General features: G+C 59.7%; 17 protein-coding genes. 14 read left to right on the top strand and 3 right to left on the bottom strand.

The genetic code is table 11. The annotated features are described in order from the left end of the window. Positions 1-36 precede the first annotated feature (36 nt). From QQL28_RS06735 to QQL28_RS06785, 11 genes are all read left to right on the top strand, one after another. Entirely contained in the window at positions 37-1110 is a 1074-nt protein-coding gene (locus QQL28_RS06735; RefSeq protein WP_284262596.1) for an ABC transporter ATP-binding protein, read from the top strand. After that, entirely contained in the window at positions 1107-1970 is an 864-nt protein-coding gene (locus QQL28_RS06740; RefSeq protein WP_284262598.1) for an ABC transporter permease, read from the top strand. Before QQL28_RS06735 ends, QQL28_RS06740 begins: the two co-directional genes overlap by 4 nt. A 61-nt stretch (positions 1971-2031) precedes the next feature. Then, positions 2032-2775 carry an ABC transporter permease gene (locus QQL28_RS06745; protein ID WP_284262600.1) on the top strand — a complete coding sequence of 248 codons (744 nt, stop codon included), beginning with the start codon at positions 2032-2034 and terminating at the stop codon, positions 2773-2775. Between the two features lie 68 nt (positions 2776-2843). Beyond that, a complete protein-coding gene (locus QQL28_RS06750; protein ID WP_284262602.1) occupies positions 2844-3809 on the top strand; it encodes a threonine ammonia-lyase in 966 nt (321 codons plus the stop codon). Between the two features lie 138 nt (positions 3810-3947). Then, positions 3948-4838 (top strand): bifunctional methylenetetrahydrofolate dehydrogenase/methenyltetrahydrofolate cyclohydrolase FolD, encoded by an 891-nt coding sequence (gene folD, locus QQL28_RS06755; protein WP_284262604.1) that lies wholly within the window; start codon positions 3948-3950, stop codon positions 4836-4838. Between the two features lie 58 nt (positions 4839-4896). After that, the gene (purU, locus tag QQL28_RS06760; protein ID WP_284262607.1) at positions 4897-5781 is read left to right on the top strand and encodes a formyltetrahydrofolate deformylase; all 885 of its coding nucleotides are present in this window, start codon (positions 4897-4899) and stop codon (positions 5779-5781) included. A gap of 517 nt (positions 5782-6298) precedes the next feature. Next, on the top strand, positions 6299-7366 hold the full coding sequence (locus QQL28_RS06765) for an ABC transporter substrate-binding protein (protein WP_284262609.1): 1068 nt from the start codon (positions 6299-6301) through the stop codon (positions 7364-7366). 102 nt (positions 7367-7468) lie between these two features. Beyond that, positions 7469-8227: an ABC transporter permease gene (locus tag QQL28_RS06770; protein ID WP_284262611.1), complete on the top strand. Its 759-nt coding sequence runs from the start codon at positions 7469-7471 to the stop codon at positions 8225-8227. Further along, positions 8224-9048 carry an ABC transporter permease gene (locus tag QQL28_RS06775; protein ID WP_284262613.1) on the top strand — a complete coding sequence of 275 codons (825 nt, stop codon included), beginning with the start codon at positions 8224-8226 and terminating at the stop codon, positions 9046-9048. The genes QQL28_RS06770 and QQL28_RS06775 overlap by 4 nt, the downstream gene beginning before the upstream one ends. A gap of 71 nt (positions 9049-9119) precedes the next feature. Continuing rightward, entirely contained in the window at positions 9120-10214 is a 1095-nt protein-coding gene (locus QQL28_RS06780) for an ABC transporter ATP-binding protein (RefSeq protein WP_284262615.1), read from the top strand. A gap of 73 nt (positions 10215-10287) precedes the next feature. Then, a complete protein-coding gene (locus QQL28_RS06785; protein WP_284262617.1) occupies positions 10288-11187 on the top strand; it encodes a dihydrodipicolinate synthase family protein in 900 nt (299 codons plus the stop codon). A gap of 20 nt (positions 11188-11207) precedes the next feature. Here QQL28_RS06785 and QQL28_RS06790 read toward each other — a convergent pair whose 3' ends face one another. After that, positions 11208-11963 (bottom strand): GntR family transcriptional regulator, encoded by a 756-nt coding sequence (locus QQL28_RS06790; RefSeq protein ID WP_284262619.1) that lies wholly within the window; start codon positions 11961-11963, stop codon positions 11208-11210. A gap of 253 nt (positions 11964-12216) precedes the next feature. On the opposite strand from QQL28_RS06790, the gene QQL28_RS06795 reads away from it, so the two are divergent. The 3 genes from QQL28_RS06795 to QQL28_RS06805 all read left to right on the top strand — a co-directional run bounded on the left by QQL28_RS06795 (position 12217) and on the right by QQL28_RS06805 (position 15606). Then, a complete protein-coding gene (locus QQL28_RS06795; RefSeq protein ID WP_284262621.1) occupies positions 12217-12987 on the top strand; it encodes an SDR family NAD(P)-dependent oxidoreductase in 771 nt (256 codons plus the stop codon). Between the two features lie 101 nt (positions 12988-13088). Beyond that, on the top strand, positions 13089-14510 hold the full coding sequence (locus tag QQL28_RS06800; RefSeq protein WP_284262623.1) for an FAD-binding oxidoreductase: 1422 nt from the start codon (positions 13089-13091) through the stop codon (positions 14508-14510). 334 nt (positions 14511-14844) lie between these two features. Beyond that, positions 14845-15606, top strand: coding sequence for an enoyl-CoA hydratase-related protein (locus QQL28_RS06805; protein ID WP_284262624.1), 762 nt, complete (start codon positions 14845-14847; stop codon positions 15604-15606). Positions 15607-15672: 66 nt separating this feature from the next. On the opposite strand, the gene QQL28_RS06810 is transcribed toward QQL28_RS06805, so the two are convergent. Further along, positions 15673-17037: an FGGY-family carbohydrate kinase gene (locus QQL28_RS06810; protein ID WP_284262626.1), complete on the bottom strand. Its 1365-nt coding sequence runs from the start codon at positions 17035-17037 to the stop codon at positions 15673-15675. A 135-nt stretch (positions 17038-17172) separates the two neighbouring features. Next, entirely contained in the window at positions 17173-18288 is a 1116-nt protein-coding gene (locus tag QQL28_RS06815; RefSeq protein WP_284262628.1) for an autoinducer 2 ABC transporter substrate-binding protein, read from the bottom strand. Between the last annotated feature and the right edge of the window lie 6 nt (positions 18289-18294).

Raw genomic sequence — 18294 nt, forward strand, 5'->3', positions numbered from 1 at the left:
CCAGCGCAGGAGCGTCACGCAAGTGGCGGGCAAAAATTGTATCTAGAGGTCGAATCTTTAGAGAAGCGGTACGGCCACTTTGCGCCGTCGGTGTCCGATCTATCGTTCTCGCTTGGACAGGGCGAACTGCTCGGTCTTCTCGGCCCGTCGGGTTGTGGCAAAACCACGACCCTTCGGATGATCAGCGGTCTAGTCCAGGCGACGTCGGGCAAGATCAAGGTCGGCGGTCAGGACGTCACCCGGCTGCCGACCTACCGACGCAATATGGGGGTGATGTTCCAGTCCTACGCTCTTTTCCCGCATATGACGATCGCGGAGAACGTGGCGTTCGGGCTGCAGATGCGCAAGGCGAGACACGCGGACATCGCAAAGCGGGTGGAATCGGCGCTTGCGATGGTTCACCTCAGCGGCGTCGCGGAACGCAAGCCTCGAGAGCTTTCAGGCGGGCAGCAACAACGCGTCGCTCTTGCGCGCGCGCTGGTGATCGAACCCGATATTCTGCTGCTGGATGAGCCGCTCTCCAATCTCGACGCAAAATTGCGCGACAACATGCGCGGTGAAATTCGGGACATCCAGCAACGCCTGCGGATGACTACCGTTTTCGTCACGCACGATCAAACGGAAGCCATGGCAATTTGCGACCGGATCATCGTGATGAACCGCGGCAAATTGGAGCAGATCGGCACTCCTCACGACATCTACGAGAACCCCGCAACGCCGATGGTGGCCGAGTTCGTCGGGCGGATCAATCGACTGGAGGGGCAATGGCGGAGCGACGGCGCCATCGCCGTGGGTGACTCCTTGCTTCAGGTGAAGGATGGTGGTGGCACAGGTCGTGTCCTGATTATGATCCGCCCTCACCGGATCGATCTGGGAGCGTGGGGCACGGCGAGCGCGGGTTCGGCCGAGGAGAACACCATTGCCGGCACGATCCGACATGTCACCTACGTCGGGGATACGTTTCAGTATGAGGTGGCAACAACGGGCGGTCTCCTGCAGGTCGAAAAAGCGACGAGCTCGATGGCGGATCCGTTCCAGCCCGGCGATGCCGTCACGCTGCGATGGAAAACGCGGGACACTCTGACGTTCTCCACGGAGATCGCAGGATGACCGTTTCGACCGTCGATGCGGATGCAAGAAGCGGCGGTGGACGGCTGCTCCTCACCCTTCTTCTGCCAATAATTTTCGTGAACGTCATCGCCTTTATCGCGCCGGTCGCAAATCTCGTGGCGATGTCGTTCCGCGAAGCGACGGCGACGGGCTCGATGAAGGAAGGCATGGATCTGGCGACCTGGAGCTCGTTGGTCGGTGACGCCTACTACTGGTCGATGTTGTGGCGAACGATCTGGATCGGCGCGCTCATCACGCTGGTCACGCTGGTGCTTTCCTATCCGCTGGCGCTGTTCGTCAGCCGCGCCGAGAAAGCCAAGGCGCTTCTCATCGTGTTATGTATTTCGCCGCTGTTGATCTCGGCCGTCGTGCGCACCTACGGTTGGATGGTCATACTCGGCGATCAGGGCTTCCTGCCGGCACTATTGCGTTCATTCAACGTGACGCCGCCGCGCCTGATCAACAGTCAGCTTGGGGTCGTCATCGGCATGACGGAAATCCTCATGCCTTACATGATACTGTCCCTGCTTTCCGGATTTGGAAAGCTGGATACGACCCTGGAGCAGGCTGCCGAGACCCTTGGAGCAGGACCTCTCACGGTCTTTCGGCGGATTGTCCTGCCGCTCAGCATGCCCGGCGTTCTGCTCGGATGCCTCCTTTGCTTTGTGCTTGCAGTGAGCAGCTTCATTACGCCCAAGATGCTTGGAGGCGGTCGGGTCGCGCTGCTCGCAACCGAGATCTACGACCAGGCAATCGTTACGCTGAACTGGCCGGTTGCGGCCTGCCTGTCGGTACTCATATTGATCGTGTTCGGAACGGCCTTGCTGTTCTACGGCCAACTCTCAAAAATCGTAGAGTGAAGGGAGGCTGGTCATGCCAAAGATCTCGCGAGGCTTTCACGCGCTGTGCATCGCTTCGATAATGACGTTCCTGCTTGCTCCAGTCATCCTGGTATTCCCCATCTCATTTTCCGCCGACGCCTACGTGGCCTGGCCACCATCTGCGTGGAGCACGAGATGGTATGTTGCGCTTCTTCACAATGAGGAGATGGTAACAGCCTTTCGAAACAGCTTGATCATTGCCGCGTGCGTAACCGCGATAACGCTCATTGTCGCGATGCCTGCCGCTGTCGCACTGACACGCTGGAATTTTCTCGGCCGCGACGCTCTGACGTCCCTGTTCACGGCGCCGCTTTTGCTGCCGAGCATCGTCTTGGGTCTCGCCATCCTTGTCATATTCGCCGGCTACGGCCTAGTCGGGAGCTGGCCCGGGGTCATCATCGGGCACCTGGTCATCACCCTGCCTTACGCCCTAAGGGTGCTCATCACCGGGCTCAGCACCATGCCTGCCTTCGTCGAGGACGCGGCCGGGACGCTCGGAGCGGACCCTTGGCGGGTCTTCCGCCGGATCACGCTTCCGCTCATGACGCCTGCACTGGTCGCGTCGGCGGCGCTCGCTTTCATCGTTTCGTTCGACGAAGTCGTGATTTCGCTGTTCATCGCCGGAACGCAGCTGAAGTTGCTTCCGGTCTCGCTCTATCACTACGTGGAGAGCTGGACTGATCCGCTCGTTGCCGCGGTCTCCGCGCTCCTGGTGCTGGGCACGCTTGGTATCGTGCTGATCGTGGAGCGGGCGATCGGGTTCGGCAAGGCCGTCTCGAAGTAATCATTGGAACGCTGAACCGGTACGTGCGCGCTCAATCGGTCGATCCTTAAGGCCATGGATATTCCGCAATGATAACGATCGATGATATTTCGCAGGCGCGATCGCGGTTGCATGGAAAGCAAGTCGTCACGCCTCTGCTTGAATACGATCATGTCAACGATCGTATCGGCGGTCGTGTCCTGTTTAAGGCCGAGAATCTGCAGAGGACGGGATCATTCAAGTTCAGAGGGGCCTTCAACAAGATCGCCTCTCTTGGAGACGGTCAGCGAAAGAAAGGCGTGGTGGCATTTTCATCGGGAAACCATGCCCAGGGCGTTGCCGCCGCAGCCAGAGCGTTTGGTACCGCGGCGACGGTAGTGATGCCGGAAGACGCACCGGCTCTAAAGCGAGAGAATACGCGAAGGCTCGGCGCAGATGTCGTGCTCTATGATCGCCACAGCGGTGATCGAGCGGCAATAGCGAAGGAGATTGCCACAAGAACTGGAGCCATTCTGATTCCTCCCTATGACGATGAGATGATCATCTCAGGGCAGGGCACAATCGGAATGGAGATAGCCGATCAACTCGAATCCATGAGTGCGCGAGCCGATCTATTGCTTTGCCCGGTCGGAGGAGGCGGACTTGTGGCCGGCATTTCGACCGCCCTGAAGGCGCTACGGCCGGAGATCGAAGTCTATTGCGTCGAGCCGGAAGGTTTCGACGATACGCGAGTTTCGTTGGAGCGAGGCGAGCGTACCGGCAACCGCGTCGGCGCGAACTCGATTTGCGACGCAATCGTCACTCAAATCCCGGGAGAGATTACCTTTCCCATCAACCGTCGCAATCTCGCCGGCGGTTTCGCGGTTTCCGACGATGACGTCGCGGAATCCGTTCGACTGTTGTTCAAGACGGCGAAGCTGGTTGTCGAGCCTGGCGGCGCGGTGGGGCTTGCCGCGCTATTAGCCGGGCGGATCGATCTGCGGGGCAGAACGGCCGTGGTCGTGCTTTCCGGAGGAAACGTCGATCTAGAGTTCTTCAAGGAAAGAATTGCGTAAGCTAATGCGCCCCCGAGGGCTGCCGCCATGCCGGCTTATCGAGACAAGCCTCGCGGCGCGCCCTCCGTTTCGAGTGAACACGATGAACTATATGCGGCAGCCTGAGCAGAATCCCTTCCAGGCAATCGGAGCGGCAGAATGAAACGTGGAATTATCGACGGAAAGGCCACGGCAGCCGAGCTTCGCCGGCGGGCGGCAGCGGCCGCAGCGCGACTTCGCGAGGATCATGGAATCACCTGTGGCCTGGCGGTCGTGCTCGTCGGTGAAGATCCCGCATCGCAGGTCTATGTCCGCAACAAGAGCACTCAGACCCGCGAAGTCGGAATGAACTCGTTCGAGCACCGACTGTCCGCGGATGCTTCCGAGGATGAGCTTCTGGAGCTGGTCGCGAAGCTCAATCGGGATCCGGCCGTCGACGGCATATTGGTCCAACTGCCGCTTCCGCCGCATATGAATGCAGATCGCGTCATCAATGCGATTGCGCCACACAAGGACGTCGACGGCTTCCACATTTCGAATGTCGGGCTTCTGGGGACCGGTCAGAGGGCCTTGGTGCCGTGCACGCCCCTCGGTTGCATGATGATGCTGAGGGAGATTCATGGCGACCTTTCCGGCCTTGAGGCGGTCGTCGTGGGACGGTCAAACATTGTCGGGAAGCCGCTGGCACAGCTTCTGATGATGGCGAATTGCACGGTTACAGTGGCCCACAGCCGGACACGCGACCTCGCATCGGTATGTCGGCGCGCCGACATCCTCATCGCCGCGGTCGGACGTGCCGAGATGATCCGGGGGGATTGGATCAAGCCAGGCGCCTCCGTGATCGACGTTGGCATCAACCGTGTCGAGCGCGACGGCAAGTTTCGACTGGTCGGCGACGTCAATTTCGGTGAGGCGGCTGCCGTTGCCGGCGCGATTACGCCAGTTCCGGGCGGCGTGGGGCCTATGACGATCGCCTGTCTTCTCGTCAACACCCTGACTGCAGCTCATCGCGTCAGAAATCTACCTGAGCCTGCCGGTTTGACGGTTTGAAAAGGCCAAGTCCGTTTCATCATCCGGCAGGCAACTGCCAATCCAGTCGAGATCGCCTATGACCAATGTTCTTCTCACCGTTACGTGCCCGGCAAGACGTGGCATCGTTGCCGCGATTGCGACGTTCCTCGCGAAGAGCGGCTGCAACATAACGGACAGCTCGCAATTTGACGACGCGCAGACTGATCGCTTCTTCATGCGGGTAAGCTTCCGCTCTGAGGAAGGTACGAAGCTTTCAGCCTTGCGCGAGGGTTTCGCTAGCGTCGCGGAGCAGTTCGACATGCAGTGGGCGATACACGACGCATCCAGGCGAATGAAAGTCGTGATCATGGTGTCGTGCTTTGGCCACTGCCTGAACGATCTGCTGTACCGATGGCGGATCGGTGCGCTCCCGATCGATATCGTTGCGGTGATTTCAAATCACCTCGACTACCAGAAGCTCGTCGTGAATCACGACGTTCCCTTCCACTACATCCGCGTCACAAAGGAAAACAAGCCCGACGCCGAAGCTCAGCAGATGCGCATTGTCGAGGAGACCGGGGCCGAGCTCATCGTCCTGGCGCGCTACATGCAAATTCTCTCCGACGAAATGTGCAGGAAGATGTCCGGGCGGATCATCAACATCCACCATTCGTTCCTGCCCTCGTTTAAAGGTGCCAATCCCTATCGGCAGGCGTTCGAGCGCGGCGTGAAGCTGATCGGGGCGACGTCGCATTACGTAACGGCTGACCTCGACGAGGGCCCGATCATCGAGCAAGACACTATTCGCGTGACACATGCGCAGAGCCCGGAAGACTACGTGAGCCTCGGAAGAGATGTGGAGAGCCAGGTTCTCGCTCGCGCGGTCCATGCACACATACATCGTCGGGTGCTGGTCAACGACGATAAGACAGTCGTCTTTCCTGCGTCGCCCGGATCATATGGGGCAGAACGAAGTGGCTGAGTGCGACTGACCAAGCGCGCCTTTTGCCTGCCCAGTCTCGTCCCATGGCTCGAGCCTTCGATATGCCAGCAACAACGAACGATCAGGAGGTTTGTCGCCACGCCGCGCAGCCGGTCCGTTGAATCGGATGGAATGTCGAGGTGAATAGACATCATGCTTGAAAAAGAGCGTTGACTCGCATTTCGGTATACGTATCGTATTCTGAAACCAGCAAGCGGGGATTTTCGGGTCCTGGAGGCGTGTCCGTGGCGACGACCGACGACCTGCTCGTTACGGCGATCTGGGCGCTGGTGCTGAGTGTCACCCGCGGGCATGACGAGACTGATCGCGACCCATGAAATGGATGTCGTCGTGTATGTGGAAGCTGGCGAGATCATCAAAGAGGGGCCGTGGAAACAATTGCGTTCTTCCTCGATCAGAGCCCCGCAAGCGAATCCTGGTTGGACCTGACCGGAGCAAGAAATGAGGTGCACGCCTCCGCTTCTGTAGCGAGTGCAACCAATGGGAGGGGAATACAATGATACGCTCTAGGAATCGTTCTGTAACGGATCGCCGAAGTTTCCTCAAAGTCACGACTGGCGCTGCTGCCGCACTCTTGGCTGCTCCGAACATCAACACCAGCCGGGCGGCGAGCTCTGAGCTTGTTCTGGTGACGTGGGGTGGCAACTATCGCCAAGGCATCGAGGATGGCCTCGTCAAGCCCTTTACCAAGGAAACCGGCATCCGCGTCACGGTCCTCGATACGCCCGATATGGCCAAGGTCAAGGCGCAGATCACGACCAATAATGTTCAGTGGGACGTGTTCGATGCACCCGGTTCGATGGGTGCCAGTGGCGCCTTCCATGGCTATTGGGAAGAACTGCCGTCAGGTCTTTTCGACGATAACGACCTGTTGCTTCCGAAGCAGAAGTATCTGGTTCCGTTCTATACCTTCGCTGGCGGCATCGCGTATGATCCGGCGCGGTACCCGGAAGGAAAGCATCCGAAGACCTTTGCAAATTACTTCAACGTCGGTGCTTTCCCTGGGCGCCGAACCCTGCGTTCGCGCGCGATGGAAACTCTCGAGCTCGCTCTCTTAGGCGATGGCGTCGCGCCAGCGGACCTCTATCCGCTCGATGTCGAGCGCGCCTTCCGCGTGCTTGAGAAGATTAGGCCGAGCGTGGCGAAATGGGTTGAGGCGACGCCGCAGACGGTCACCTTGCTGCAGACGGGCGAAACCGACTTCAGCTACACCTACGCCAATCGAATCCAGGCAAGCAACCGTGATCAATCGACGAATCTCGGTTTCTCATTCGACCAGACGCTCAATGGCGTCGAATATCTCGCGGTTTTGAAAAATGCTCCCAACCGGGAGAATGCCCTCAAGTTCCTGTCTTTCGCGATGAAGCCGGAGTATCAGGCCTCGTGCATGGAAGCGAAGGGTGGAGCGCCGATCAGCCGCAAGGCCTACCCGCTTCTGTCGAAGGACTCGTTGAAGTGGCTTCCGAACATGGAGTCCAAGAACAACGCGTTCATCAACGATGAGTGGTGGGCGGGAAACTTGGAGCCGCTCGAGCGTCGCTTCAAGGAGTGGTTGCTCAGCTGATGGGCATCCGGCGGCAGTAGAGGAATCGTTGTGGTCACAAGCGCAACCAGGGGTGCCGGACCGTTTGTTGCTCCAGCGGCAATTCTGTCGCTTCTGGTTGCGTTGGTTCCGATCGCCTTCATTCTCTACTTCAGCACGATGGAAGGAACATCCGTCGAGCCGTTCAGGACTATCCTGAAAAGCAGTCTTTTTCATAGAGCAATGACCACGACCGTGGTGGTGGCCTTCTGGGCTAGTATCATCAGCCTGGTGCTCGGCTATATCGTTGCTCTTCATCTTGCCCGACAAACGGCCCGACGACGAGCGGCGTTGATGGTGCTGGTGCTCTTGCCGTTCTGGACCAGCATTCTGGTCAAGAGCTACGCCTTCACCATCATCCTGGGCAGGGAAGGGATCATCAATTCCTTCCTGTCCTGGCTGACCGGCGCGCAGGTCGCGCTGCCCCTGATATTCAACCGATTCGGCGTGATGGTCGGCATGACGAACTATCTGACGCCCCTCATCGTGTTTCCCGTTCTGGCGAGTCTGCTCGCCATCGATCCTGCCCTCTATCGTGCGGCCGAGGTGATGGGCGCCAAGCCAATTCGAATCTTCCTCACGATTACATTGCCCTTGAGCGCGCCTGGCGTACTCGCAGGCGTCCTGAGCGTCGCGGTCATGGCGCTCGGCTTCTTCATTGTCCCGGCGCTGCTCGGCGGTCGGCAGGATCTGATGCTGGCAAACCTCGTAGACTTCTACACCAGAGAGGTCCTCGACTGGAACATTGCATCGGCGGTGGGCGTCACGCTGTTCGCGCTCGTAGGTATCTTCGCAATTCCGGCGACGCTGATCCGGCGCACCAAAGGGCGGATTGCGTCGTGACGTCCGGAAAATCTCACATCATAAAAGATTGGCGCAAACGCTGTCTCCAGATCCTCGGCACCGGCCTTGCTTTCGGCGTTTATCTGTTTTTGCTGGCGCCGAGCCTCATCGTGACGCCAGTTTCATTCGGGTCGAAATACGAGCTGAAGTTTCCGCCAGCTAGCTACTCGCTTGATCTCTACAGGATCTTCTTCTCGACAGAGGCTTGGACGCAGCCGCTGTTGCTCAGCTTGCGTGTGGCGCTCAGCACTACTGTCATCGCGACGTTCATCGCTGTGCCCGCGGCCTATGGATTGGTGAGGTTCAATTTCCTAGGCAAGAAGTTTCTTCTGGCTCTCATCATGAGCCCGCTGGTGATCCCATCCGTGGTCTTCGCTTTGGGAATCTATCTCTATTTTTCGACGTTGAGGCTGGGTGGAACAACTTTGGGACTCATCGTCGCGCATACGATGTTCGTCATTCCATATGCGCTGGTGATCATCAGTGCGGGCGTTCAGAAGCTGGATCCGAATCTCGAATTCGGAGCCATGTTGATGGGCGCGGGCCGACTCCGAATGCTCATGACCGTGGTTCTGCCTCAACTCTACCCGTCGATCGCTGCGGGTGCGTTGTTCGCGTTCCTCATCTCGTTCGACGAGGTCGTGATTTCCTGGTTCCTCGCCGGTCCGAACACGACGACGCTGTCGGTCAAGATGTTCAGTGCGATTCAATGGGAGATATCGCCGGTCATCGCAGCGGTTTCAACGATCCTGACGGCTGTCTCGTTGGTTGTTTGCCTGATCAACGTAGCACTTCAAAAGGGTGGAGAGCAATCGAGCTAGGACGGCCGTCGGCCAGTTGGCGGCGTCGTGTTCCCGGAAGAATTCGCCCGATATCGACGGGGAAGAATGGAATGCGTGAAATTGAGCTGACTTCGATTGAGCTGAAAGACGTTTCGAAGAGCTTCGGGTCTGTTTTTGCGCTGCGCTCGACTTCGCTGTCGGTGCGGAAAGGCGAGTTTCTGACTCTGCTTGGTCCATCCGGTTCGGGCAAGAGCACCCTTCTGAATCTGATTTCGGGAGGATACCCCGCGAGTTCGGGCCGGATATTGCTGAATGGGAAAGACATAACCAATGCGCCGCCCCGTCAGCGGGGGATCGGAATGGTCTTTCAGAACTACGCGTTGATGCCGCACATGACCGCGTTCGACAACATCGCCTATCCGCTCCGAGTACGGGGATATTCGAAAGACGATATCCGGACCAAGGTGACTGATGCGCTGGCGCGCGTGGGGCTGACGGGCTTCGAGAATCGCAAACCCAAGCAACTGTCCGGCGGCCAGCAACAGCGCGTCGGAATTGCGCGCTGTATCGTCTACTCGCCGGCGATCATCATGATGGACGAGCCGCTAGGCGCCCTGGATAAGAATCTTCGCGAGCAGATGCAAGACGAGATCAAGATCCTGCATCGCGAGATCGGAACGACCTTCATATACGTCACACATGATCAGGAAGAAGCTCTGAACATGTCGGACAGGATCTGCCTCATGAACAATGGTGGCATCGTCCAGCTTGGTACGCCGGATGAATTGTACTTTCAGCCGATCAGTCGGTTTGCCGCGCAATTCATCGGAGAATCGAACCTCTTGGCGGGAAGTGTCGACGACGCCGGCGACCTGCGCATCGCGACCGGCTATTCGCTCAAGGTCCCGGATCATCGCGGTCTGGTTCGCGGACAACGATACGAGATCATGCTTCGACCGGAACGCATTCACGTCGCTCGAGACGGGCAGGGCGAGGTGACGCCCGCGACCGCAACAGCACGGGGTACAGTAGTTGGCGTCTCCTTTATCGGCAGCATGACGACGTTGGCCGTCGAGCTGCCCGATGGGACCTTGCTCAAGGTGAAATCAACCTCGCTCCCGGCGCAAAATCGGTACAAGGTCGGCGAGAGCATTGGATTGCGTTGGGATCCTGAAGATCTGGTCGTGCTGCGTAGCGAGGATTGAGACCGGCTGGGGCATGGAGCTGCCAATCGCGTGCGCGTCTACACGCAGTTTTAGTATGGTTCGGAGAACTGAAATGAACATCAAGGGCCTATCCGGAATCGTGACCGCTACGCCGACGCCGATCAAGAACGGGTGCATCGACGCCGAGTCGGTCCGGGACCTTGCGCGATACTTGATTGATCATGGATCATCCGCGATCGCACCTATCGGCGGAACGGGCGAGTACGTTTCCCTGAGTGACCGCCAGAAGCTCGATATGGTGCGCGCAACTATCGAGGCCGTCGACGGTGCGGTCCCGACGATTGCAGGCTTGATCGCACCGGGATTAGGCGAGGCTCTGGAGAGCGGCAAGCGCCTGCTCGACGCTGGCGCGCACGGGCTTCTGGTTACGACGCCCTTCTACGTCCGTCCGACGCAAGAGGGAATCATCGACTACTTCAAGGCTCTCTCCGACAACCTCGACGCGGACCTGGTTCTCTATGAGTTTCCCTATCGCACCGGTGTTTCGCTCACCGCTGAGACCGTAAACGAGCTGGCGCAGACGACGCGCATTGTGGCGATGAAGGCTTGCAATGCGGATACCGGCCTGCAGATGCGCGTTCTGGAGGCCGCCGGCGAAAAGATCTCGATCCTGTCGGGTGACGAAGATGTCTACCCCTTGCACGTCGCTGCCGGTGCCCGCGGCGGTCTGATTGCGTCATCCTGCATTCTCCCGAACGTGTGGAACAGGATCGACGCCTTCGCGAAGACAGGCAAGCTTGGCGACGCGCTGAAATTGCATTCGAAGATTCGCGCGTTCCTCAAGCTTCTATTCTCGGAACACAATCCTGGACCGCTCAAGGCGGCCCTGCGATTGGTGGACCGGCCGTGCGGCGAGCCATTGCTGCCCCTTCGCAAGGCGAGCGAAGCGACCGAAGCTCAATTGGCTAGGTTGCTTCCCGAGATGCTGGCACTCGAAGCGTCCATGAAATAGCCGCCCCAGTCGCGCCGGCTCTAGGCTGCAGCCGCTTTCGGGTGAAGCACCAGATTGGCTGTCGAAGTCGGCAACGAGAACATGAGATGCTTGATGCGGTTGCAGGCAAGTTCGTGGTGCTTGACCGCGAGGTTGTCGGCTTCCTCGATGTTGCGCTTCTGAATAGCTTTCACCATGAGCCCATGCTGGCGCGATGTCTCGGTCACATGGGCGAAAAGCTCCGCATCTGATTTCTCGGAGACTGCTCCCGTATTCGCGCCATTTTTTGCCGCTCCGGCAAAGCAGGCAAGAGACAGGCGCGAGGAGGCCGTCAAGGTCTTGCGGTAGAAATCAAAAAAGTACGGATTGTGCGCTGCGTGCGCAATTGCCAGGTGGAAATTGACGTTCGCATCCTGACGATGCATGGCGTCGCCGCTGTACTTATGCTTTTCGAACGCCTCGTGCATCGCTTTGATGTCGTTCAGGTCGTCCGGCGTGCGATGCTCCGCGGCGAGTCTTATGATCATGCGGCTCGACACGAGAAGAGCCTCGTAAAGTCGCGGGATATCATCGAAATTCAGCGGGGCGACCCGCGCAAAACGGCCATCTCGGATGGCGAGCCCCTCCGAGATCAGCTGAATGATCGCCTCTCGCACGGGCGTGCGGGAAACGGACAGCATCGAGGCCAATGCATTCTCATCGATCACAGAGCCGGGACTGATCTCAAGCCGGAGGATGCGCTCTCGCAGAATGTTCAGCGCCTTCAAACCATCCCTCTGAGGCGTTTTCTTCGGCATTCCTCGTCTCCGTCGCGCAAAGGCTGCTTCTTTTGAAGCCTATAGCATTCGTCGCGAGCGCGAAGAAGATCGGCAGATGGGCCGTCCGCGCTTTTGCAGGCCCGCGTTGGCATCTTTCCGCCGCTGAGGCATCGCAAGCCATCGGTGAAGTTTCTTTGACATCTCGTACCGTTCAGAATACACATGGGATACTGAAAATAGAAGCGCCGCGGTGATGCTTCGCCGCGCGCACTTAGGTGGGATGCACCTTCGAATGCGTATTGAAGGCAAGGTCGCCATCGTCACGGGCGGTGCCCAGGGCATCGGAAGAGCGATCGTCGAACGCTACGTGGCTGCCGGCGCCAAGGTCGTCGTAGCGGATACTCAAGTCACGAAGGGGACATCCGTAGCGGCGCCGTACGGCGAAGACAGCTGCATTTTCGTCGAATGCGACGTCGGCGACAAGCGATCGGTCGAAGGCCTTGTGAGCCGCACGATCGAGCGGTTCGGAACCGTCGACATCGCCGTGTGCAATGCCGGCATCAGCCATTCGGCGGAATTTCTCGATCTCGACGAAGAGCAGTTCGATCGGGTTCTGCGCGTGAATTTGAAGGGACCGTTCCTTCTCGGTCAGGCGGCCGCGCGACACATGGCTAACAACGGTGGCGGCGTGATCATCAATATGAGCTCGATCAACGCTATCGTGGCTAGCCCGCATATCGTGCCTTACGTTGTGTCGAAGGGGGGACTGAACCAATTGACTCGGGTCATGGCGCTCGGCCTGGCACGTTATGGAATCCGCGTGAATGCAATCGGCCCTGGAAGCATCGATACCGAGCAACTCGCGAACATCATCGGAAACGACGAGGAAGCGCATCGCAAGATCATGGCGCGGACACCGATCGGGCGCTTGGGGCAGCCGGCCGAGATCGCCGAGATCGCGCTCTTTTTGGCTTCGCCGAGCGCCAGCTACATCACCGGTCAAACCATCTACGCCGATGGCGGTCGGCTTCCCTTGGCTTATACCGTTCCGGTAGCGAACTGAGGAAGGCAAGCCGACGGTCAAGTGCGACCCGGCTTCTATCAGCGCAGGTCGCTTTTCCATTTTCTTAATCTCCCAGTCGGCTTCAATCGGACTTATGAATCATGGATATCAATAGCGACGTGGTCGCTGCCATCGAGGCCCGGCTCGGTAGCAAATACGTGAAGAAGGGTGTCGACGCAGAGAAGTATCTGGAGGATTTTTGGGGCCGTGCGCGTGGAAGCACCTTGTGTGTCGTGCTGCCGGGCAACACGGAAGAAGTATCCGCCGTTCTCTTCATCTGCCAAGCGAGTGGGGTCGCGGTCTTTCCACAAGGTGGAAACACCAGCACCTGCCTCGGCGCGGTTCCGGACGGCACCGGCCGTTCCATCGTCTTGTCGCTAAGTCGCATGAACCGGATTATCTCCGCCGATCCGCTGGACGGATCGATTACGGCCGAGGCGGGATGTGTGCTGGCCGATATTCAGCAGGCGGCAGCCAGTGTTGGCCGTTTCTTCCCGCTCAGCCTCGGGGCGGAGGGAAGCTGCCAGATTGGCGGCAACGTCTCCACGAATGCCGGGGGAACGAGTGTCTTGCGCTATGGCAACACGCGCGACCTCGTTCTAGGAATGGAAGTGGTCCTGCCGGACGGTCGTATCTGGAATGGTTTGCGCACGCTTCGCAAGAACAACACCGGCTACGATCTGAAGCACCTCTTTATCGGAGCCGAAGGATCGCTCGGCATCGTTACGGCCGTATCGCTGAAGCTTTTCCCTAGCCTGTCGAGTCTGACCTCAGCGCTGATCGCCTTCGACGATATCGCTCACCTGACCGCGATTACCGAACCGCTGCGCCGGACGTTTGATACCTCGATCATTGCGATGGAGTTGATTTCCGGAAGCGAGCTGCGCATCGTCAAGCGGATCTTCCCTGATATCACTTTCCCGTTCGATGAGCGCAATGGCTGGTTCCTTCTGGTGGACATCGCGACTGACCAAGATGTCAGCGTGAACGACAGCCTTGAATCAGCTCTTGCCGAAGCCATGGAGGACAGCCGCATCGCCGACGTCGTCGTCTCGGTCAATGAGAGCCAGAGAGCGACATTCTGGCGCTTGAGACACAGCGTCACCGAATCTCACAAGAAGTATGGCATGGGAATGTCGCACGACATCGCTGTTCCGATCGCGCGCATCCCCGAGTTTTTGCAGGTCGCTCAACGCAAGGTCGAAGGCTCCTTCCCGGAGGCGGAGATCGCGGTCGTGGGCCACGTCGGCGACGGTAACCTTCACTACAACGTGATCTTCGAGAAGTCTCGGTGGGACAGGATTCCAGATCAGGCCCAGACGAGGAAGGATGTATTCAAGGCGATCTATGACATTGCCGTTGGCATGAATGGTACGTTCAGCGCCGAGCATGGTATCGGAGCGCTCCATGTGGCCGAGATGCGATCATACAAGTCGACCGTCGAGCTGGACATGATGAAGGGCATCAAAGCGCTGTTTGATCCCAAGAACATCATGAATCCAGGACGTGTTATTCCGCGCTGACAGCAGTACCAATCGCGATGCATTGCTCGTTACCGTCGCCCTTGCCGCGCTTTAATGACGGGGGCGCATTCTGGTCTCGGCCGCGGTGGCGATGTCGGAGTCCGCGGCCAAGGCCCTGGGCTTGGTCGCAGCCGCGGGAATTCGGGGCCGCCGCTCGAAAACCACCCGAAGGTCGACGAGATGGCGTATAATGCGGGTCTCGACAGGATTCCCGTGCCGGCCGAGAAGTACGATCCGTGAGAAGGGGCGCGCGCCGTCGATCCGGCCAAGCCGCCCAAGAAGTCGAACTAGGACGCGCTCCGGCGATTGTCAGCGTGGATTTGCGAGGGATGCCATGACCGAGCACATCATCGTTACCGACGACGGCGCCACCCGCATGATCACGATGCGACGTCCCGAGAAGAAGAACACGCTTACCCAGGACATGTACCTGGCGATGAGCGACGCCATCAACGCGGCGCAATCCAACCCGGCCATCCGCTGTCTGATCGTGACGGGGCGTTCGGGTGTCTTCACCGCCGGCAACGACATCGGCGACTTTCTCAAGGCTGCAACCGAGGCTGACGATGGCGCGCGGCCGCGCAATTCCGTGATTTTCCTGGAAGCGCTGGTCAACAACAAAAAGCCGATCATCGCCGCGGTCGACGGCATCGCGATCGGCATCGGTATGACGATGGTGGTGCACTGCGACTACGTGATCGCGAGCACGACGACGACGTTCTCCTCGCCCTATATCCAGTACGGCCTCGTGCCGGATGGCGCCACCAGCCTGCTCATGCCGCACATGGTCGGGCACCAGCGCGCCTTTGCGATGCTGGTCATGGGCCGCGAGATGAGTGCGGAGGATGCGAGGGAGGCAGGCCTCGTCAACCAGGTCGTGGCGCCCGGGCACGCCGTGGTCGAGGCCCAGAAGGTGGCGCGCGAAATCTGTGCGCTCCCGGCCGACGCCGTCGCGATCGCACGCAAGCTCCTGAAGCCTCCGACCGACGAGATCGAGCGACGGATCGGACAGGAGAACCACTTCTTCGCGGAGCGCATGCGCTCGCCCGAGGCGCTCGCGGCATTCCAGAACTTCTTTGCGCGCAAGATCAGGTAGATCGGCGTACCGCCTATGTCTTAGGCGACCAGACCGACTGCTGATTGGTCCAATGCGGCGATCGGCTTAGCGACCGATCAGGCCGATCTGTGCCGTCCAAACGTCACGATATGCGTCAAGGCCGGCGACCGGGGCTGCGGGGACGGGCGTCGGGGCCACGATGGGATAGGAGGGTGGCCAATGCGCAAGCATTGCGGCGCCGCGCGCGGTGCCTGCGGCGTCGTCCGCAGCAAACACGCGCTGCGTCGGTCGTAACGCGCCGAGCGTCTGACAGAATGCAAGATTGCCGGCGAAGGTTCCCTCCACGATGAGATCGCCGCTCGTTGCTCCCATGCGCGTCAGCATCAGATCGCTGACCAGAGCGCAATAGAGCGTCGCGAGTGCGGTTCGGTCGCGCGCTGCGACTTCGCCGCGGATCACGCCTTTGGTCGTCGCATAAGGTCCGCCATGGCTGGAGAAGCAGGGTAGGGCCATCGCGCCCGAGGCGATGACGCGCTCGATCGCGTCAAGATCGGGATTACCGCTGCCGCCCGCGATGGCGGCGTATTCGCGTCCGCCCATGAAGCGTCCGCAGGCGATGGGTCGGCCCAGCGCGTCGACGTTGGCGAGCGTATCGTCGCGAGGATCGAGCTGGTCGAGCGAAAGGCCCACACACATCAGGATCACCCAGGTGCCGGTTGACAACACGGTGAACGGCGCCTGGCGCGAGACGAGGTAGGGCAGGAGTGAAGCGTTGGAATCGTGGATACCGCAAAAGACCTGCGTTTCAGGCGCGAGCCCGGTTACGGCAGCGATTTCTGGCCTGATCGGACCGAGCGGATCGAAGGCGCGGCGCAGCGGCGGCAGCAACTGGTCGACGCCGAGAGCTTTGGCGAGGCTCGAGACCTGTCCCCGCCGCGGCGCCCAGAGATCCGTATGGGCGCCGAGCGTGGTGACTTCCGAGACCGCGACGCCGCTCAGGCGCCAGGTCCAGTATTGCGGATAGCCAACGAAGTACTTCGCTTTGGCGAAGAGGTCCGGATAGCGCCACTTCTGATAGGCGAGCTGCCGGCCGAGATTGAGGCCGGCCGGCACTTTCGGCGACAGGCTCTCCGAAAAGGGCGGCCGCAGCCTGGCATAGTCGGGCTCGATCGCTTCTACGCCCGTGAATTCATAGTCCATGACCGGAGCGGCGAGCTCGATCTCGCCGATCAAGGCACCGGCTGCGCCATGCGCGGTCGGAACGATCGCACTGATCTGACGCGTGCGCGCGGCCTCACGGAGTGCATCGAGGAAGAAGTTCCAAGCGCTCTCAACATCTTCGTGCGGATAGGGTGGGCCCGGCAGAACGCGATTGGGCGCCGACTTTTCCCAGAGAAGCCGGCCGCCGTCGAACAAGGCAAGCTTTGCATTGGTCTTGCCGATGTCGAGGACTGCGACGGTCTGGCTCATCGTTTGGCTCAAGGCAAGTGGAACGGCTCGACAGCAACATCAACACCGTGTCACGGCCGGCTTGTCCCGGCCATGACAGTGGAGACCAAAAGTGCGTCGCCCGGCCGCGCCCCGCGGCCGGGCGACGAGTCCAGATCAGAAATCGAAGTCCTTGATGTTCTGCTTCGTGAAGATGAAGGGCGAGCCAAGCAGGATTTCGCTGCCATTGACCACGGTCAGCTTGCCGAGCTTGCCCGCTTCCACCGAGGTTGCGCCGGGCTTCAGGCTGCCGTCCACGACGGCGCGCATCACGTAGGTCGCGGCATAGCCGAGATCGACTGGATTCCATAGCACGACCGACTTGACGCAGTCCGCGTTGACATACGGCTTCATCGCATTGGGTGTGGCAAGGCCGACCACCGCCACCTTGCCGCAGAGCCTGGCCTTGGTCACGGCTTCCGCCGAAGCGGGAGTCGCGACCGAGGTCATGCCGAACAGGCCAGCAAGCTTGTCGCCATGCTTGTTGATCAACGTCGTTGCCTGGTTGAAGGACAGGTTGTTGTCCTCCTGTGCCTCGACCGTTTCCAGCCATTTCAGCTTGGGATGGCACTTCTGCGCATAGGCCCACATCTCGGCGATCCAGCGTGCCTGGTTCGGCGTCGTGAAGGTCGAGGTGACGATCGCAAAGCTCTTGTCCTCGCCGGCCTCCTTGGCCATCGAGTCGATCATCGCCTTGGCGATGCCGTTGAACTCGGCCTGGTTGACGAACCATTCGCGCGCATCCGGCGTCGAATTGGCGTCATAGCCGACGACATGGATGCCCTTCGACAGGGCCTTCTTCAGGACCGGCGCGATCGCCACCGGATCGTTGGCGGCGAAGAGAATGCCGTCGACGCCGCTGGTGATGTAATTGTCGATGAACTTGATCTGCTCGTCGATCTTGGCTTCGGTCGGGCCGTCGGTCTTCACCGTGACATTACCGAGTGCCTTGGCAGCGTCCTGCATGCCTTTCGACGTCGCGTTGAAATATCCGATGCCGATCAGCTTCGGCACGTCGACCAGCGTGATCGGCTTGCCGGCCTTGTCGGCCGCATTGGTTGGCCGGCCGCCGTCATAAGGCTTGGCCGCGGGTGCGGCGTTGGCCTCGCCAGCCGAGCAGGCAAGCGGATTGACCGGCAGGTCGTCCGCGCCGTCCCATCTCTTGTCCGCCGCCGAGGCCGTTCCGGCCAGCAGCGTCGCGCTGAGGAATGCAGCAGCTAATCCGAGTTTCATTTTGTT

It is taken from the genome of Bradyrhizobium iriomotense (assembly GCF_030160715.1).
GTDB lineage: Bacteria > Pseudomonadota > Alphaproteobacteria > Rhizobiales > Xanthobacteraceae > Bradyrhizobium > Bradyrhizobium iriomotense.

What these genes read in the sequence shown, in the direction of transcription:
- QQL28_RS06780 (WP_284262615.1), top strand. Translation starts at nt 9,120, where the DNA reads ATGCGTGAAATTGAGCTGACTTCGATTGAGCTGAAAGACGTTTCGAAG.
- QQL28_RS06790 (WP_284262619.1), bottom strand. Translation starts at nt 11,963, where the DNA reads ATGCCGAAGAAAACGCCTCAGAGGGATGGTTTGAAGGCGCTGAACATT.
- QQL28_RS06785 (WP_284262617.1), top strand. Translation starts at nt 10,288, where the DNA reads ATGAACATCAAGGGCCTATCCGGAATCGTGACCGCTACGCCGACGCCG.
- QQL28_RS06795 (WP_284262621.1), top strand. Translation starts at nt 12,217, where the DNA reads ATGCGTATTGAAGGCAAGGTCGCCATCGTCACGGGCGGTGCCCAGGGC.
- QQL28_RS06810 (WP_284262626.1), bottom strand. Translation starts at nt 17,037, where the DNA reads ATGAGCCAGACCGTCGCAGTCCTCGACATCGGCAAGACCAATGCAAAG.
- folD (WP_284262604.1), top strand. Translation starts at nt 3,948, where the DNA reads ATGAAACGTGGAATTATCGACGGAAAGGCCACGGCAGCCGAGCTTCGC.
- QQL28_RS06800 (WP_284262623.1), top strand. Translation starts at nt 13,089, where the DNA reads ATGGATATCAATAGCGACGTGGTCGCTGCCATCGAGGCCCGGCTCGGT.
- QQL28_RS06815 (WP_284262628.1), bottom strand. Translation starts at nt 18,288, where the DNA reads ATGAAACTCGGATTAGCTGCTGCATTCCTCAGCGCGACGCTGCTGGCC.
- purU (WP_284262607.1), top strand. Translation starts at nt 4,897, where the DNA reads ATGACCAATGTTCTTCTCACCGTTACGTGCCCGGCAAGACGTGGCATC.
- QQL28_RS06805 (WP_284262624.1), top strand. Translation starts at nt 14,845, where the DNA reads ATGACCGAGCACATCATCGTTACCGACGACGGCGCCACCCGCATGATC.
- QQL28_RS06745 (WP_284262600.1), top strand. Translation starts at nt 2,032, where the DNA reads ATGACGTTCCTGCTTGCTCCAGTCATCCTGGTATTCCCCATCTCATTT.
- QQL28_RS06765 (WP_284262609.1), top strand. Translation starts at nt 6,299, where the DNA reads ATGATACGCTCTAGGAATCGTTCTGTAACGGATCGCCGAAGTTTCCTC.
- QQL28_RS06740 (WP_284262598.1), top strand. Translation starts at nt 1,107, where the DNA reads ATGACCGTTTCGACCGTCGATGCGGATGCAAGAAGCGGCGGTGGACGG.
- QQL28_RS06750 (WP_284262602.1), top strand. Translation starts at nt 2,844, where the DNA reads ATGATAACGATCGATGATATTTCGCAGGCGCGATCGCGGTTGCATGGA.